General features: G+C 60.7%; 16 protein-coding genes. 5 read left to right on the top strand and 11 right to left on the bottom strand.

Annotated features, from left to right (window positions below; genetic code table 11):
* Positions 1-27: 27 nt before the first annotated feature.
* The 6 genes from tolR to MSL71_RS02615 all read right to left on the bottom strand — a co-directional run bounded on the left by tolR (position 28) and on the right by MSL71_RS02615 (position 4,585).
* On the bottom strand, positions 28-441 hold the full coding sequence (gene tolR, locus MSL71_RS02640; protein WP_180137115.1) for a protein TolR: 414 nt from the start codon (positions 439-441) through the stop codon (positions 28-30).
* Complete coding sequence (gene tolQ, locus MSL71_RS02635; protein ID WP_180137114.1) at positions 438-1,148, bottom strand: protein TolQ; 711 nt, start codon at positions 1,146-1,148, stop codon at positions 438-440. Before tolQ ends, tolR begins: the two co-directional genes overlap by 4 nt.
* 250 nt (positions 1,149-1,398) lie before the next feature.
* Entirely contained in the window at positions 1,399-3,051 is a 1,653-nt protein-coding gene (gene groL / locus MSL71_RS02630; RefSeq protein ID WP_180137113.1) for a chaperonin GroEL, read from the bottom strand.
* An 89-nt stretch (positions 3,052-3,140) separates the two neighbouring features.
* Positions 3,141-3,434 carry a co-chaperone GroES gene (gene groES, locus MSL71_RS02625; protein WP_092207912.1) on the bottom strand — a complete coding sequence of 98 codons (294 nt, stop codon included), beginning with the start codon at positions 3,432-3,434 and terminating at the stop codon, positions 3,141-3,143.
* Between the two features lie 264 nt (positions 3,435-3,698).
* Entirely contained in the window at positions 3,699-3,911 is a 213-nt protein-coding gene (locus MSL71_RS02620; RefSeq protein WP_180137112.1) for an FmdB family zinc ribbon protein, read from the bottom strand.
* Positions 3,912-4,060: 149 nt separating this feature from the next.
* Positions 4,061-4,585, bottom strand: a complete 525-nt coding sequence (locus MSL71_RS02615; RefSeq protein WP_180137111.1) for a hypothetical protein — start codon at positions 4,583-4,585, stop codon at positions 4,061-4,063.
* 268 nt (positions 4,586-4,853) lie between these two features.
* Here MSL71_RS02615 and MSL71_RS02610 point away from each other — a divergent pair, with 268 nt between their 5' ends.
* The gene (locus MSL71_RS02610; RefSeq protein ID WP_073474648.1) at positions 4,854-4,952 is read left to right on the top strand and encodes a 30S ribosomal protein bS22; all 99 of its coding nucleotides are present in this window, start codon (positions 4,854-4,856) and stop codon (positions 4,950-4,952) included.
* 160 nt (positions 4,953-5,112) lie between these two features.
* Here MSL71_RS02610 and hflC read toward each other — a convergent pair whose 3' ends face one another.
* Entirely contained in the window at positions 5,113-6,054 is a 942-nt protein-coding gene (gene hflC, locus MSL71_RS02605) for a protease modulator HflC (protein ID WP_180137110.1), read from the bottom strand.
* A complete protein-coding gene (hflK, locus tag MSL71_RS02600; protein ID WP_343052485.1) occupies positions 6,051-6,998 on the bottom strand; it encodes an FtsH protease activity modulator HflK in 948 nt (315 codons plus the stop codon). The genes hflC and hflK overlap by 4 nt, the downstream gene beginning before the upstream one ends.
* 292 nt (positions 6,999-7,290) lie before the next feature.
* Here hflK and MSL71_RS02595 point away from each other — a divergent pair, with 292 nt between their 5' ends.
* The 3 genes from MSL71_RS02595 (at position 7,291) to MSL71_RS02585 (ending at position 12,584) form a co-directional block, all read left to right on the top strand.
* Positions 7,291-7,623 carry a DciA family protein gene (locus MSL71_RS02595; RefSeq protein WP_180137108.1) on the top strand — a complete coding sequence of 111 codons (333 nt, stop codon included), beginning with the start codon at positions 7,291-7,293 and terminating at the stop codon, positions 7,621-7,623.
* A complete protein-coding gene (locus tag MSL71_RS02590) occupies positions 7,616-8,344 on the top strand; it encodes a tRNA1(Val) (adenine(37)-N6)-methyltransferase (RefSeq protein ID WP_180137107.1) in 729 nt (242 codons plus the stop codon). Before MSL71_RS02595 ends, MSL71_RS02590 begins: the two co-directional genes overlap by 8 nt.
* Before the next feature lie 169 nt (positions 8,345-8,513).
* Positions 8,514-12,584, top strand: a complete 4,071-nt coding sequence (locus MSL71_RS02585; RefSeq protein ID WP_180137106.1) for a hypothetical protein — start codon at positions 8,514-8,516, stop codon at positions 12,582-12,584.
* Positions 12,585-13,041: 457 nt separating this feature from the next.
* Here MSL71_RS02585 and MSL71_RS02580 read toward each other — a convergent pair whose 3' ends face one another.
* Complete coding sequence (locus tag MSL71_RS02580; RefSeq protein WP_180137105.1) at positions 13,042-13,329, bottom strand: integration host factor subunit alpha; 288 nt, start codon at positions 13,327-13,329, stop codon at positions 13,042-13,044.
* A gap of 202 nt (positions 13,330-13,531) precedes the next feature.
* Positions 13,532-14,383: a ribonuclease H-like domain-containing protein gene (locus MSL71_RS02575; protein ID WP_180137104.1), complete on the bottom strand. Its 852-nt coding sequence runs from the start codon at positions 14,381-14,383 to the stop codon at positions 13,532-13,534.
* Positions 14,384-14,590: 207 nt separating this feature from the next.
* On the opposite strand from MSL71_RS02575, the gene MSL71_RS02570 reads away from it, so the two are divergent.
* Positions 14,591-15,091 (top strand): acyl-CoA thioesterase, encoded by a 501-nt coding sequence (locus tag MSL71_RS02570; RefSeq protein ID WP_180137103.1) that lies wholly within the window; start codon positions 14,591-14,593, stop codon positions 15,089-15,091.
* Between the two features lies 1 nt (position 15,092).
* On the opposite strand, the gene MSL71_RS02565 is transcribed toward MSL71_RS02570, so the two are convergent.
* Positions 15,093-16,565 carry a sigma-54-dependent transcriptional regulator gene (locus MSL71_RS02565; RefSeq protein ID WP_180137102.1) on the bottom strand — a complete coding sequence of 491 codons (1,473 nt, stop codon included), beginning with the start codon at positions 16,563-16,565 and terminating at the stop codon, positions 15,093-15,095.
* Positions 16,566-16,752: the final 187 nt, after the last annotated feature.

Raw genomic sequence — 16,752 nt, 5'->3', positions numbered from 1 at the left:
TTCGTTCCGGACCTGTGCTGATGATCATTACTTGGTTTCAAGGGGCTCCGTTACCATGCCTAATTTTTCCACGCCGGCGCCCTTGATTTCGGCCATGGTCCGAACCACCGTGCCGTAACTGATGGACTTGTCGGCCCGCAGAAAGACGCGGGTCCCGGGCCGCTCCTTGAGAAGGGCGGTGAGTTTGGGCCGAAGCCTGTCCGAGTCCACGGGAAAATCGTTGATGAAGATCTCTCCGCCACCCTTGATGGTGACGTAAAAGGGCTCGTCGTCATCCCGGGCAAGGGAGCCCGCCGCTGCCTCGGGCAGGGCGACGTCCACCCCCTGGGTCATCATGGGGGCCGCCACCATGAAGATGATGAGGAGCACCAGCATCACGTCCACAAAGGGGGTGACGTTGATCTCGCTCATGAGCTCGTTGTCGTTTCCGCCGGAGATCATTTTCCGTTTCCTTTGCGCAGGATATCCCGCTCCACGATGTTCAAGAAGTCCGAGGAGAAGTTGTTGAGCTCCACCTCGATGATCCGGATGCGCTGGGCAAAATAGTTGTAGGCGATGACCGAGGGGATGGCCACCATGAGGCCCACGGCCGTTGCGATGAGGGCCTCGGCAATGCCGGGGGCCACCACGGCCAGGTTGGCCGAACCTTTGTAGGCGATGCCCTGGAAGGAGTTCATGATGCCCCAGACCGTTCCGAAGAGGCCGATGAAGGGGGCCGTGCTTCCGGCGGTGGCCAGGAAGGGGGTGAGCTGCATGAGTCGGGTGACCTCCTGGGAGGTGGCCCTGCGCAGGGTACGCCGGACGTTGTCCAGGCCGTTGCCGCCCATGACGATGCCCACCTCGCTTGAGGCACCGATGCCCGCGCTGGAGAGCTTCTTCAGCTCGCTGTAGGCGGTGCGGAACACCTTGCCGATGGAGCTGTAGCTGAGCTCTTTGGCCAGGGAGTAGGCGTCGGAGAGGTTTTTGCTCTTCCAGAAGGTTTCCACAAAGACAAGGGACTCCTTGTGGGCGCGCCGGATGGTTCGGAATTTAAGGATGATGATGGTCCAGGAGGTCACGGAAAAGAAGAGAAGCGTTAAGAGGACCAGTTTGACCATGGGGCCGGCCCCGCTGATCATCTGAAAAATACCTAAAGACTCGTTGGCCATGTGTGCCGTCTCCATGTTGGGCAAAAAAAGGAGGTGTCAAGAACGTGCGAAACGACCGCCCGGCCGCTGTTTCACGTTAATCTATACAAGCCGGGGCAGGGTGTCAAGGCTGGAGGTGGAGGGTCGTGCTGCAGGCAAAGTCGGGCAACCCGTTGAAAGCATATAGAAACCCCCTTTTGCCCTGCGGGCAAAAGGGGGAGGATATCAGGGGCTCAGGAAGGCGCCGGGCGGCGCCTTCGCTGAAGCGGTCTTACATCATGCCGCCCATGCCGCCCATGCCACCCATGCCGCCCATGCCGGGTGCGCCGGCGGGCATGGCAGGCTCATCCTTGGAAGGAAGATCAGCGATCATCGCTTCGGTGGTGAGCATGACGGAGGCTACGGAAGCAGCGTTCTGAAGGGCGAGACGAACCACCTTGGTGGGGTCGATAACGCCGGCTTCGAGGAGGTCTTCGTAAACGTCGGTGGCTGCGTTGTAACCGAAGGAACCTTCGCTGTTCTTGACCTTTTCCATGACGACGGAGCCTTCGACACCGGCGTTGTTGGCGATCATGCGGAGGGGCTCTTCGATGGCGCGCATTACGACTTTGACGCCGATCTTCTCTTCGGCTTTTACCTTCATCTTGGTGAGGGCGTCGATGCAGCGAACCAGGGCCACGCCGCCGCCGGGGACGATGCCCTCTTCAACAGCAGCACGGGTGGCGTTGAGTGCATCTTCCACGCGGGCTTTCTTCTCTTTCATCTCGGTCTCGGTGGCTGCGCCGACGCTGATGACGGCAACACCGCCGATGAGCTTGGCCAGACGCTCCTGGAGCTTCTCACGGTCGTAGTCGCTGGTGGACTCTTCGGCCTGGGCGCGGATCATCTTCACGCGGGCTTCCAGAGCGGTGCGGGAACCGGCGCCGTCCACGATGGTGGAGTTGTCTTTGTCGATGACAACGCTCTTGGCCTTGCCGAGGTCTTCCAGGGTGATGCTCTCAAGCTTGACGCCGAGGTCTTCGGAGATGACCTGGCCGCCGGTGAGAACAGCGATGTCTTCGAGCATGGCCTTGCGACGGTCGCCGAAGCCGGGAGCCTTGACGGCGGAGACGTTGAGGGTACCGCGGAGCTTGTTGACCACGAGGGTGGCCAGGGCTTCGCCGTCAACATCTTCGGCAATGATGAGAAGGGGCTTGCCGGTCTTGGCAACCTGCTCAAGGATGGGCAGGAGGTCCTTCATGCTGGAGACCTTCTTCTCGCAGAGGAGGATGAAGGGGTCGTTGAGGGAGCAGACCATCTTCTCGGTTTCGGTGACGAAGTAGGGAGAGAGGTAGCCGCGGTCGAACTGCATGCCTTCCACAACGTCCAGGGTGGTGTCCATGGACTTGGCTTCCTCAACGGTGATGACGCCCTCTTTGCCGACCTTGCTCATGGCCTCGGCGATGATGTTGCCGATGGTGGCGTCGCTGTTGGCGGAGATGGTGCCGACCTGGGCGATCTCATTCTGATCTTTGGTGGGCTTGGAGATCTTGACGAGCTCTTTAACGGCTGTTTCGATGGCTTTGTCGATGCCGCGCTTGATGCTCATGGGGTTGTTGCCGGCAACCACGAGGCGCTGGCCTTCTTCATAGATGGCTCGGGCGAGAACGGTGGCGGTGGTGGTGCCGTCGCCTGCGGTGTCGCTGGTCTTGGAAGAGACTTCCTTGACCATCTGGGCACCCATGTTTTCGAATTTGTCTTCCAGCTCGATCTCTTTGGCGACGGTGACGCCGTCTTTGGTAACCGTGGGGGAACCCCAGGATTTGTCGATGACAACGTTGCGGCCTTTGGGACCTAAGGTAACGACGACAGCGTCAGCAAGGGTCTTAACCCCGGTCAGCATTTTTTCGCGTGCTTTTGCATCGTAAATAATCTGTTTAGCCATGGTTCACCGAACCTCCGTGTATGTTGAAAATGTTGAGTTCAGGTCGTTAGAATATCAATTACAGTCAGGTCGTGGATTGCAAACGGGGCCTAAGCTTCGTCGACGACGCAGAGGATGTCGTCCTGGCCCATGATGAGGAAGTCGTTTCCGTCGAATTTGACTTCGCTTCCGGCGTACTTGCTGAAGAGAACACGGTCGCCGACTTTCAGTTCCATGGGGATGAGGCTGCCGTCTTCTTTGGTTTTACCCTGGCCTGCGGCCACGATACGCCCTTCTGCGGGCTTCTCTTTGGCGGTATCGGGGATGATGATGCCGCCTTTGGTGGTGGTTTGCTCTTCCAGACGTTCTACCAATACTCGGTCCTGTAACGGTCTGATTTTCATGATTCCTGTTCTCCTTTGCGCTGTATCCACGTAAATGGTGTAAGATGTTTATCTGAAGAAGAAATGTCTGGTTAAATAAACACGATATATGCCACGACACCTTAGTAGATCCACAAAAAACAGCTGCCGCCCGGCTTGTTAAAGGCCGCGCCCCCATGGGGGCGGGTGCGTTGCGTTTTTACTGTGTGACGTCCTGCAGGTGCATCATGGTTGCGTCAGAGCCTGGGGGCCCAGGCGTGGCGCCTTGCTTGAAGCCCGGTCGGCCTAAGAGCCGCCGGATGTGCTGGAACCGCCTCCCGTACTGCTGTAGGAGTCAGCGTACCATCCCCCACCCTTTAAGTGGAAGGAACTGTGGGAGATCAGTTTGCGGAGTGGTCCGGAGCATTTTTTGCACCGGGTAAGGGGCGGATCGGTCATTTTCTGGACCGCCTCTTCCACTTCACCGCATTCGGTGCATTCATACTCATAAATCGGCATGGTGGTTACCTCCTCGTCGCTTCTAAGAATCAGATCTCAAAGGCCTTGACGCCTGAGACCTGTGCGTTTGAACGTCTGAAATATAATCAGGATAAAACGCTTGTCAAGAATCCCTTTTAAAAAAAAACACCCGGGGTATGGGCCCAGATTTATTTGCTGCAATGTCGGATCGCCCAGTGTTGGGACATAATTTTTTCAATGCCGGGAAGGCTCGTCCCGGAAAGGATCTCCCGGGTCCGGTCGTGGACCAGTTGCTCTTCGGGCTCCCGCTGGGCCGTGGGCGTGGTGAAACTCTGGAGAAAACGCCCGAAGCGGATGATGTGGACCAGCTCATGCACGAAGATATAGCAGAGGAATGGGAAGATGGCGACGTCGGCGTTGGCCTCCACCTCTTTGAGGATGGCGTGGTCCTGGAGGCAGATCATGTACAGGTCGAATTCCCGGGGGGCGCCCGCGTTGGGGGAGGGAACGCCCCGGTAGCGGATGACCTGGGCAAAGACATCCTGGTTCACGCGCTCCTGATCTGTTAAGTCTTTGCCGGTCTTGACGTCGAACCGGTTTCTAAGCCACTGGCTTTCCGATATTTTGTAATGGTCGCTCACCAGCTCCTCGGAAACGGAGACAGCCCGATTGACCAGGGTGAGTTCGTCGCTGTTGAAAAGGTGTCGGTCCATGGTCTCCTGGAAAAACATGTGGACAAAGTGAGGGTAAAGGTGGTAATTTCTTGTTTTGTGTAACGCCGTAGAATGATGAAAAGGTAAGGAAGTTACATGCTTTCCCGGGTTTACCCAGGGTGAGTGCATGATGGAAGAGACGCTCTTTCCGTGTACCTGACCGTGCAGCGTTTATGTTTCGCTCGGTTTGATTCAGCGGCGGTTACCAAAACACACATTCAATGTGATTATGATTGCATAAAATATCTCTATGAACGGAGGTGGTCTGTTGGGTAGCGTGATTAAAAAACGGCGCAAGAAGATGCGCAAGCACAAGCATAGAAAACTGTTGGCCCGAACTCGTCATCAGCGACGCAAGGGCAAATAGGGTTTCTATCCCGATTTTGTTAAGACAGAAAAAGCACCGGCGCTTGCGCTCAGGTGCTTTTTTTGTGTCCGAGGGCCGGGCAGGGGCCGGCCTGGTAAGCGCGATGTAAGTGCACGGCCCCGAAAGGGCCGTGCACCGAACCTGCTCAGGGGATGCCCCCCTAACGTCTCTCTTTCAGGTACTTGAGAAACTCGGAGTCCGTGGACAGGACCAGGGTGCTCTCTTTGTTGAGGGCGGTCCCGTACACCTCCAGGGATTTGGTGAAGGAGTAGAACTCCGGATCCCGCCCGTAGGCGTCGGCATAGATGCTGGTGACTTCCGCATCGGCCTTACCTTTGAGCTCCTGGGCCGTACGATAGGCCTCGGACTCGATCTTCTTGAGTTCCTTTTCCATCTCACCCTTGATTTTCTGGGCCTCGCCCCGGCCTTCCGACCGGAACTTCTCCACAATCTGGGTTCGCTCGGCGATCATGCGGTCGTAGACCGAATTTCGCACGTCGTCACGGTAGTTGAGCCGCTTGATCTTGACGTCCACCAGGTTGATGCCGAAGCCCTTGAGCTTCTCCCCGGCGTTTGCCATGATCTGGCGGGTGATGACGCTTCGCCCTGCCTTGATGGTCTGGTTGGTCTCGTACTGCTCGGAGACCGCTTTCAGGACCAGGTCGTCCACGTTCTCCAGGCGGCTTGAGTTCCGCACCGTCTCAATGAGGTCGTAGGAGGCGATGGCGTTTTTCACCGCCGGGTCGATGATGTCCCCGATGCGGATGAGGCCGCCGCGGACGTCCCGACAGGTCTGGAAGAAGAGGACCGGGTCCACCACCTGCCAGCGGGCAAAGGTGTTGACCAGGATATAGGTCTTGTTGAGGGTGGGGATCTCACCGCTCTCCCCGTCCCACTGCTGCAGGTTTTTGGGAAAGGGGCTGACCTGGTCCACAAAGGGGAGCTTGAAGTGAAGCCCCGCGTCTGTGGTGGGTTCGCCGATGACCTTACCGAAGCGGGTGATGACCACCTGCTCGGTCTCGTCCACGGTGTAGGCGGACATGACCAGTACGGCCACGGCGGCAAAGACAAGGATCAGTGTTGAAACTGCGGTTGTTTTCATTTGGACATCGCCTCCTTGCCCGGTCCCATGTTCAGCAGGGGAAGCAGGTTCTGCTGCTTTTCATCCACAATGTACTTCCGGCCGAGTTTGGGCAGGATCTCGCCCATTTTTTCCAGGTAGATGCGCCGGGTGGTGACATCTTTGGCCTTGGCGTACTCTTCATACAGGGAGAGGAAGCGTGAGGCGTCACCCTTGGCGCGGTTGATGCGGTCCAGGGCATAGCCTTCGGCCGCCCGGATGGTGCGCTCGGCTTCGCCTCGGGCTGCCGGGATGGCTGTGTTGTAAGCTTCCCGCGCCTTGTAGATCATGGTCTCCTTCTCCTGCTGGGCCTTGTTGACCTCGTTGAAGGAGGGCTGGACCGGTCCCGGGACGTTGGTCTTTTTCATCTCGATGGTGGAGATGGTGATGCCGGTCTTGGCCTCGTTGAGTTCCGTCTGGAGCCTCTCTTTGGCCGCCATGGCGATTTCGTCACGCTTGATGATCACCTCGTTGATGGTGCGGTCCCCCACCACCAGGCGCATGGACGCTTCGGCCATGTCCCGCAGCAGGCTCTCGGGTTGATCCACCTCAAAGAGGTATTTCACCGGATCTTCAATGCGGTACTGCACCAGCCAGGGCACAAGGCCCACGTTGAGGTCGCCGGTGAGCATGAGGGACACATCGTCCCTGGGGGTCACGCCGGGTCGACCGGAATACTGGTTTTCGGTGAACCCGAACTCCTCTTTCCGGATGATGTCGACGTTGACCTTGGTGAGTTTTTCGATGCCGATGGGCAGCTTCAGGTGAAGGCCGGGCAGGGTCTGGCGGGAGTACTGCCCGAACCGCTGGATAACGCCCACTTCACCGACACCGATGGTGTAGATCATGGATTTGCCGAAAAATAGTAGAAAAAGAACGATGAGGATCAGTCCGCCGGGGAGCCTGAAGTTTTTAAACTGATTCATCAGGTCATCCAACTGCGGGGGGTTGGGGCCGTCACCGCCCGATCCTCCGCCGCCACCGAAGGGTTTTTTCTGACTCTGTTGTTCTCTGAGTTTGTCCCAGTCCCAATTCATAGTGGTTCCTGTGGTTTGTGATTGCAGATTCGTGAAGGGTCTCATGCCGAAGGCACACTGTTAAAAATCTAATAAAATGCGTGAAAACTTTCAAGGATCAAAGTGGAAACTCGCATAAAGTTGCGACAGGGACCACACCGGAGGTTGACAGGCAGAGGCAGGTGTGGTGAATCTTCGAGCCATGAAACGACATGAAAAAAAAGACGGGGCCACCCATGTGGGGGATATCCTGTCACAACATATGGGCTCCCTGACCCAGCGTGCGGACCTTGAGCTGCTCTCCCTCTGGAAGACCTGGACCGAGGCCGTGGGCGAGGAGGTGGCACGCCACACCCGCCCCAAGGCCTTTAAAGGGTCCCTGCTCCTCGTGACCGTGGACAGCTCTGTCTGGATTCACCACCTGTCCATGATGAAAGACGAGATCGTGGCAAGGATCAACACCCAGCTCGGGGAGGACACCCTCCGGGAGATCCGTTTTTCCATCGGCCACGTGGCGGAGGACGAGCGTGGGTGATCCCGAGCTCACCGCAGACACCCTGTTTGACGGCGAGCTGGTCCTCTACCAGGAGAAGAGAGGGTACCGGTTCTCCATGGACTCGGTGCTGCTGGCCCATTTTGCAGAGGCCGGAGAAGCGCAATCCCTGCTGGATCTGGGGTGCGGCTGCGGGGTGATGCCCCTGGTCCTGGCGTGTCGGTACCCCGGCCTGAAGCAGGTGGTGGGGGTGGAACTCCAGGCCTCCCTTGCCCGCCTTGCCCGGCGAAACGTCCTGGAAAACAATGTGTCCCACCGGGCCTTCATCCACCATGCCGACATGCGCCGGTGCCGGGGGCCTTACCCCGGCGGTCCCTTTGACCTGGTGATCAGCAACCCCCCTTACACCCCCCTGGGCCGTGGCCGCCTCAACCCCCGGGACCAGAAGGCCATCGCCCGCCATGAGGTAAGCCTCTCCCTTCCCCAGCTCCTGGATGCCGCCCTTGCCAACCTGTCGCCCTCCGGGACCTTTCACCTGGTCTATCCGGCGGAGCGGTGCGAAGAGGTGCTGGCGGCCGCGCAACAGAAAAAACTCTACCCCCGGCGGCTCCGCATGGTCTGTTCCCATGCCGGTGCGCCCCCCAAACGCCTGCTTCTCTCCCTTGGCAGGCTCCCCGGATCCCTCCACACCCTGCCTCCCCTGACGGTCCATGAAAGCGATGGCACCCTGACGGATGAGGTTGATAAAATGTTTAAAAAATAGGATGGTTGATGGCGACGGGTCGTCGCTTCGACCCCCGCGGTCTTTATGGCCCAGCCTGTTGCCTGGTTGACAAAAGGCGTTATCCGCATGGATTGTCCGGCCCTGGCTCCAGGGTGGCTGTGACTCGTGCAACAGCGGGCATGTGAACTCAGCGTTCAAGGAGATGGGGATGAAACGGTTGTTGACGGTTTTTTTCGTGTTGCTGGCAAGCGCGGCAGGGTGGGCGTCGGATGAGGTGACTGTACCGGAACCCCTCGCCCCCTGGCAGGGGTGGGTCATGGACGGTGAGGCGCAGGTGGCCTGCCCCGGACTCAACGGGGAGAGCGGCCGCGTTTTATGCCTCTGGCCGGGAACCCTTCACCTGGTGGCGGATCAGACGCAGGGACGTTTCCGCCAGGAGGTGACCCTTTTTGCCGACGGGTTCGTGGGCCTTCCCGGGGACACCACCCTGAGGCCCCACACGGTGACGGCCGACGGCGCCCCCATCCCCGTGACCCTGGCTGACGGCAGGCCCCGGGTCTACCTTGGGGCCGGGACCCACAGCCTTTCCGGCCGGTTCAGCTGGACCCGCCGTCCCCACGCCATCTCCGTGCCCCCTGCCACAGCCTCCGTTGCCCTGACCGTGGACGGCGGTGTGGTGGAAGCCCCCTACCTTGACGGCGACCATCGCCTCTGGATGAACCGCCCACGGCAGACACCCAGGGAGAACGACCAGCTCTCCGTGGAAGCGGCGCGGCTCTTTGCCGACGTCCTGCCCGCCACCGTCACCACACGCCTTACCCTTTCGGTCTCAGGGGGCAAGCGTCGGGAAACCCTGGAGGGGATTCTCCTGGCCGACACCTCTCCGGTCTCCCTGTCCAGTGACCTGCCTGCCCGCATGGGGGAGGACGGAAGCCTTGAAGTGGACGTGAAACCGGGAAAATGGACGGTGACCGTCACCGCGGTGTACGACGATATCCTTTCCACCCTTGCCCCCTTTGAAGCCCCTTTTGGTTCGGAGGTCTGGGTGTTCAGGCGCTCGTCCTCCATGCGGCTGGTCTCCCTGGAGGGCTTGAAACAGGTGGATCCCCACATGACCCGCCTGCCAGAAGCCTGGAAGCGTTTTCCCGCGTATATGGCGAAAAAGGGCGATGTCCTTGGCGTCACCGAGGTGAGGCGGGGCCAGGGGAAGGGCGCGTCCCGCCTCACCCTGGACCGGGAGGTGTGGCTCGATTTTGACGGGGGCGGGGCCACGGTAAGGGACCGGATCTCCGGTGAGCTCAATGCCCGGCGTTTTGTCTCCCTGCCGGACGGGCCCTTTCAGCCCGGCCGCATCCGCCTGGACGGGCGGGACCGCATGGTGGCTGACTCCGGCCGGAACCGGTTCGGGGTGGAGGTGCAGAAAGGGGCCGTTGCCCTTGATGCCGTCTCCCGCATGGACCGGGACTCCTCGCCCATGGCCCTGCCCGTGGGGTGGAACCTTGCCTTTGACCGGACCTCCATGGTGGTTCACCTGCCCGTGGGCTGGGGGATCCTGGCCGTTGCCGGGGCCGCCGTGGAGTCGGGACGTGTGTTTCTGGATGCCTGGTCCCTCCTTGACTTCTTTTTGATTCTCGTGGTGGGGGTGGCCGCCTTTAAGCTCTGGGGACCGGTCTGGGGGTGCCTCTTTGTCCCCGGCCTGGCCCTTGTGTGGCAGGAGCCCTTTTCACCGGCCCTGCTCTGGCCGGCGGTCCTGGTCACCACCGCCCTGATGCGCCTGGCCGTTGGGGGAGACGGGCGCCTTGCCGGCCTGTGGGGCCGTGGGGTAAGGGGGCTTCACGGAGCCGTCCTCGTCTCCCTTTTTGCCGTCTCCCTTGTGTTTGCATCCCAGCAGCTTCGCCAGGCCCTGTACCCCCAGCTGGAGCTGCGGCATGGGGGGGCGTACCGCGGGGCCGGAATGGAAACGGACGGGGCTGCCCGGTCCATGGAATCCCCCATGGAGTCCATGATGCAGATGGATGAGGTTGTGTCCCGTTCCAGCCTTGCCAAAACAGAGAAAAGGGCCCGCCCGAGGATGGTCCTGCCCCCGGATGAGGGGGAGACCCAGACCGGGCCCGCCCTGCCTGCCTGGCGCTGGATGCGTGTGGCTGCGGTGACGGGCCCGGCCGCAGAGTCCCACAGCGTGACCCTGCACCTTGTCCCCCCGAGCCTTCGGCGCGGGCTCCATGTGGTTCGGGTGGCTGTGCTGCTTCTGCTTCTGTTGCGGGTGGCCCCGGTGGCCCCCGGCGGGTTTTTCCGGCGGAAGGGGGCCCAGCCCCTGTTGCTGGTGGGTGTCTTGCTCTGCATGCTTCCGCGGGTGGCTGCTGCCGACGCCTTTCCTCCGGCCCCTCTCCTTGATGAACTCCGCTCCCGGCTCACGGAACCGCCTCCCTGCGCCCCCTTTTGTGCGGCCCTGTCCCGGGCCGAGCTGGCCCTGCCGCAGAAAGCGTCTGATCCGGCGCGCATGGTGCTGCAGGTGGACGCCCAGGCCCACATGGCTGTTCCCCTTCCGTCCGGGGACGGCAGCTGGCGCCTCGCCTCGGTGGCCGATAAGCGGGGAAAGGCCCTTGAGCTTCTGAAGGTGGACGGGGAGACCTGGGTGCGTGTGACCCCCGGGATCCATACCGTGGTCCTGAGCGCCGAGGGCGGCGGGGCTGAGTGGACCTTCCGGTTCCCCCTTGCGCCGGGAACGGTGCGGGTGAAGGGGGCCAAGGGCTGGCAGGTCTCAGGGCTCACCGATACCCTCCAGGTGGACGGGGTGATCCGGGCCACCCGCATGACAGCCGATGGGGACACGGGCAAGCCCCTTACCGGCAAAGGGCGGCTGTTCAGCTGGTTCCGCGTGCAGCGCCGCATGGAGTTCGGCCTGGAGTGGCGGGTGGTGACCACCGTCACCCGTAACGGAGGGGACCTTTCCGGACCGCCGGTGGTGATGTCCCTGGATCTTTTGGCAGGGGAGGAGATCCGAACCGACCTCAAAGGCGTCAAGCGCACCGGGGACTCCGTTTCCGTGACCTTTCCTTCCGGGGTGACGAGGCGGCGATGGGAGAGCGTGCTTCCCCCGGGCACGCCCCTTGCCCTCAAGGCTCCGGACAGCGGACGCGTGGTGGAAACATGGACCCTTCACCTGGATCCCATCTGGCATCTGGCCTGGAAGGGCATCGCCCCCACAGGGGGCACGGATCGAAAAGGGATGGTGTGGCTGCCCAGGCGGGGAGAGACCGTGAACCTTTCCGTATCGCGCTTTGCAGGTGCCGTGGGACGCACCCTCACCGTGGACCGGGCCCGCGTCACCCTTCGGCCCGGCAGGGGGGAGACCCGCATGGAACTCGAAGCGGGCATCCGCGCCTCCAAGGGATCGGAGGTGGCGGTGGCGAGCCGGTTCAACCCCAACGTCAAGGAGGTGACCGTCTCAGGAGAGCCGGTGCCCGTTCCCGAGGAGGGTGGGGCCCTTACCGTGCCCGTGGACCCGGGAGAAGCCGAGGTACGGGTCTCCTGGCGAGCCTCCGATGCAAAAGGCTTTTCCCTGTTCAGCCTGGTGGTGCCCCGCAAAACCGCCATGCCCGATCTCTCCCTGGGCCGCAGCGCGTCGAACATCGATCTGATCATGCACCTGTCAAGGGATCAATGGATCCTCTGGACCCAAGGGCCCGTGCTGGGCCCTGCCGTGCTGATGTGGAGTCTCGTGGCCCTGGTGATCCTGGCAGGGACCCTGTTGGGCCGGGTTCCCTTTTCGCCCCTGTCCGGTACCGAGTGGGCCCTTCTGGGGCTGGGGCTTGTGACCCGCAGCCTGCCCGCCGTGGTGATGGCCGCCGGATGGTTTTTTGCCCTGGAGGTCAGGCGTCGCAAACGGCCCTCAAGGCGCCTGGTGTTTAACGGCATGCAGCTTGGCCTTGTGGCCTGGGGCGTGTTGGTGGTGCTGGTTCTCTTTGAGGCGGTGAGGTCGGGGCTCCTGGGGATCCCGGACATGCAGGTGTCCGGCAACGGCTCCACCGCCACCCTGCTGCGCTGGACCGTGGACCGTGTGGCCGGGGCTTTTCCCGAACCGGCCGTCTGGACCCTGCCGGTGTGGAGCTTTCGGCTGGTGATGCTTGCCTGGTCCCTCTGGCTGGCCCTGAAGGTGGTGGGCTGGGGCCGGTGGGCCGCAGGCTCCCTGGGGGAAGGCGGTTTTTGGATGAGCAGGCCCGAAAAAAAGAAGGATCCGGAAGCGCCCGCCGCCCATGGGGAACATCCCGAGTCGTAACGTCAAGGCTTCTATGGCCGGTGCTGGCCTCAAAGGCAAGCACCGGCGGCCCTGCCGCAGGGGCAACGCATTTAAAAAGTCAGTTGCCTCCGGCGGGTCGCTTTTTGAAAAAAGCTTCGCAAAAACTTTCCGGTAATAAAATTAAAGAAGAGGGGCTATACCCTGTAGGGACGCACCCTCAAAAAACAAAACCTGTTTGTCAAACTTTTCGAACGTCCCCGGAATCCTTCCGGTTAAAGTCAAGCGAATCCCAAATGCCCCGAAATCGTTTGAAGGATGTCTGCTCCCATGCATTCGCCACAGGGTTTCCAGGTGCCCCACCTGGCCGCCGGAGGCTGGTTTTTTCACCCGCTTTAACCATAGAAGGCCTCTGTTTGTTTGAGCGGGATATAAAAAAAAGCCCCCTTCGATCTGAGTCGAAGGGGGCTTTTTTTTGAAATCTGAAGACACGGGGTGTTCAGCGGTGGTCGTTGATCCTGTCCCGAAGAACCGATGAGCATTTGAAGGTGACGACCTTTCTCTTTTCCAGCATCATGTCGTCTCCGGTGGCCGGGTTGCGCCCTTTTCGTGCGCCTTTTTCTTTGACGCAGAACTTTCCGAACCCGCTGACCAGGACGTCTTCTCCTGACCCGATGGTGTCTTTGATGATTTCAATCAGGGTCTCCACAAGATCACTGCTGCGTTTCCTTGAATACCCTATGCTTTCCTGAACTTGATCCACAATGTTCGTCTTCGTAAGTGCCATTGTCGGTGCTCCCGCAAGATATTTCCAAAACTTGATGTTCCAAGGGTTGCGTGCAAAACAGTTATTCTTTATATGGGTAATTTTAATGAAAATCAAGAGTGTTACGGTGGGGAGGCGCGTTTTTTTTACTGAGGGGCATGTCCGCGTGCTTACCAATTCCCGCTGACTTCACCTGACAATGGGGCGCGAGGATACCCCATGGTTACCACAGGTTCCCGTGGGAGGATCGGTAAATTCGGCGCATCTCCTCAATGACTCCATGGTCGGGGGCGTAGGGGAGGCGGGGACTCCCCGGGGTGGGAAGGGGGAACCGGGCACCTTCCGGGAGCGCGTTTCTGCGCATGCGGCAGGCTTCCACCAGAAGGGGCTCCATGTTGACGGTGTCCGCCACGTTGTAGGCCAGAAGGGTTTCCAGGTAGCGCCGGTCCCCGCTCTGCCTGTAACGGTCCCACATCACCACGGCAGAGGAGCCGTCCACACCGGCCAGGTCCGTGCGCCCCATGCCGAGGGTCTCCTCGCAGCGCTTGAGGCCGCCTTTGATGCCCAGGCTTCCCAGGACGTAGCGCAGGTCGATGTGGGCCATCTCCATGGGAATCCCCAAGACGCGCCGGATGACGGGGATGTCAAAGCATTTTCCGTTGTAGGTCACCACGGTGGTAAAGCCGGAAACAGCCTCTGCGAAGTCTGCCAGGTTCTCCCCGTTGACGTAGGTCCGCACGGTGTTGCCGTCGTACAGGGCAATGGTGGTGATGTCGCACCAGGGACCGTCCCCCGTGGTTTCGATGTCGAGGTAGCAGGTGGTCTCCTGAAAGCCCGGAAAGAGTCTCCAGGCCTCTCCGGCGGGCATGAGCCCCTGGAAGTGGAGGAGGTCGCCTTCCTCATAGCGTCGGCGGGAGGTGCGGATGCCCGGAAGCACGGTGCCGGGCATGGGGAGCTTTTCCCCCCGCTCATGGGCCTCCTCGTAGAGAGACCAGGTGGTGATTCCCCGGTGCCAGAGCTTCTCTTCGGTGGCCTTGCCCACCCCCTGCATGTGGATGAAACTGTGTTGAATCACGGAAATTCCTTTAATGTGTTGACAATGATCTTGCCGGGTTATTATGTTTCCTGTGCCATGACGGCAGGCAGCTTGCCATGCCGTTGCCGGGCGTTTTCCGGTGGTGGCGGCTATGCCGTTTCACTCCGAAAAGATCCGACCGACGACCCATCCATGGGTCAGCCCACCATAAACATCATATTTTCACCAACCTGACAAGGAGTCGTTATGCAGGGACACCCCGTCTCAGAAAGCCGTGTGATCCTCTCCCATCTCATGCTGCCCCAGGACGCCAACCCCGCGGGAAACGTCCACGGCGGCGTGATCATGAAGTACATCGACAACGCCGCAGGGGTGGTGGCCACGCGCCACTCCCGCACCAATTGCGTTACCGCCTCCATCGACCGCCTGGATTTTTTCAAGCCCATGTACATCGGGGAGCTGCTCACCTTGAAGGCAAGCCTCAACATGGTGGGGAGTACCTCCATGGAGATCGGGGTGCGCGTGGAAGGGGAGAATCTTTTGACCGGTGAGAAAAAACACGTGGCCAGCGCGTACCTCACCTTTGTGGCCCTCTACGCCGAGGACTCCAAGGTGAAAAAACTGCTCCCCGTGCTCCCGGAGACCCCGGAGGACAGCCGCCGAAACGAAGAGGCCCGTTACCGAAGGGCCCATCGCCTGGAGGAGAAGCAGCGCATGCTGGCCCGCCAGGAGAAGGCGGGCTCCTGAGTCAGTCCGCGTCAAATGTTTCGATGTATTTTTTTGCGGTGCGCCGGTCCAGCCCCGTGATGCGGGCCACATCGCCGTAGGTGCCGTAACGCCTGTAGAGCATGGCGCAATAGGTGCACGTCAGGGCCTTCAGGTCCATCTCCCCGTTGCGGATTCCCCGGGCAAGGGCCTCGGTGAGGGAGGTGTCGTCCGTATCCCGGGAGAGGAGGTAGCTCTTCTTGATGAGGACCCTTCGGGTGCATTGCTCCAGCTCCCGGACGTTGCCGGGCCATGGGTAATGGGGGCCGAGCTGGCGTTCGATGACCTCCCGGACCATGTCCGTGTACTCGGGGGATGCCTTGCCCACCATGCGGGTGACCGTGTGGTTCAGAAGGGTGGTGAGCTCCTCGGGGTCCTCTTCGATGCGGACCCGCAACGGGGGCACCGTGATGATGTCCGAGCAGAGTCGGTAGAAAAAATCGTCCCGGAACCCCCCGCTGCCCGTGATCTCTTCAAAGGGACGGTTGGTAGCGGCGATGACCCGGCCGTTGAACCGGGTCTTGAGGTGGCTGCCCACCGGGGTGAACTCGCGCTCCTGGAGCACCTGGAGGAGCTTGATCTGGGTGTGGGCCGGGATCTCCCCCAGCTCGTCTAAAAAGATGGCCCCGTTGGGGCTGCACCGCTCCAAAACCCCTTTGTGGTCCTCCACGGCCCCTGTGAAGGCCCCCTTCTTGTGACCGAAAAGTTCCGACTCCAACAGGGTCTCCGGGTACTGGGAGAGGTTCAGGGAGACAAAGGTGCGGGTAAAGCTCTCGGTGAAGGTTTTTCGTTCCGGGTCAAAGGGGATGTAGCCGCTTCGGCCGATGGCGATGGCTGCCGTGCCCTTGCCTGTGCCGGTCTCTCCCAGGAGCAGGGTGGAAAAATCCTCCATGCGGTTGATGAGGTAGCGGGCGTAAAGGCCGATATCGTGGGTGAAGACGTTGTTCCAGAGGTCGCGCCGGAGGTTGCGCATGGCCCGGCTCTCCCCCACCAGGGAGTCCCGGATCAGGAGAAAGGCGCGCCGGAGCTGGTAACACAGGGCCATGTAGTGGCAGAACTGCTCCGTGGTGAACCCCCGGTCCTGAAAAAAAGCCCGGGCCTCGTCGGCAAAGGGGACGGGCAGGGAGGTGTCCCCGGCCTCCACCTGGCGGTGAATCAGGGCGTCGAACCGCTCCCGGAAAAGATAGAAAAATTCAAAGACCAGGGCGTTTTCCACAAGGGTTTTGTCTTTTTTTTCCACCCGGTCGATGCGGGGGCGACCCGACGGCTCAAGGGCCTCCAGTCGGGCGCTGACCTCACGGATGGTCTCGTCGATGAGGCACTCCACACGGGCGCCGGGAAAAAGCCCTGCAATGCGGGTATCGATGGCCTCCCGCTCCTCGGCAAAGGGGTTGGCGTAGATGGCTTCACTGACCAGGGCGAAGAAGATGCGTTGGGTGTCGGTAAGCCGGATCATGGGCTCTCCTCGGGTGGCGCCGGCTGTGCATGAAAAGCACATGGATGACCTTGCGTTGATTTCGGTTGATATGGATGGTACACAAACCATCTGAGTGTGCCCTTGAACCCATGCCTGAGTAAAGGCAAATTTTCGCTCGGCATCAGTTGCCCGGCCCTTCGTCCATCCTTCATGACATGCATTGGGA

Source organism: Desulfoluna butyratoxydans (assembly GCF_900699765.1).
GTDB lineage: Bacteria > Desulfobacterota > Desulfobacteria > Desulfobacterales > Desulfolunaceae > Desulfoluna > Desulfoluna butyratoxydans.
This window is presented reverse-complemented; position numbering and strand designations above follow the sequence as displayed.